Origin of the sequence: Streptomyces sp. 13-12-16, assembly GCF_002114215.1 — a bacterium.
Lineage (GTDB): Bacteria > Actinomycetota > Actinomycetes > Streptomycetales > Streptomycetaceae > Streptomyces.
Genome location: NZ_NCTE01000733.1, coordinates 1710 through 1958, shown reverse-complemented (window position 1 = coordinate 1958; position 249 = coordinate 1710). Strand labels below are relative to the sequence as shown.

Here is a 249-nt window from a genome sequence, read left to right as displayed (position 1 = left end):
GACTGCCCGACGCGGTCGACGGCGAGCAGGCCGGGCCGGCCCGGCAGGCGTCCGGCCGACGCCTGTCCGTACCCGCGGCGGCGGCCGGCGGAGCGGAGCCGGGACCGCCCCGGGACGACACGGAACGAGCCGTCGCGGCACACTGGCGGAAACTGCTGGACTGCCCGGTGGAGGAGCGCACCGCCGACTTCTTCGCGCTCGGCGGTGACTCGCTGCTCGCGGTGCGGATGCTCGGATCGCTCGCGCGGG

General features: G+C 77.5%; 1 protein-coding gene. It reads left to right on the top strand.

The window, feature by feature from the left end:
- A partial coding sequence (locus tag B7767_RS27515; protein WP_218775823.1) for a phosphopantetheine-binding protein occupies window positions 1-249 on the top strand: 249 nt, incomplete at both ends.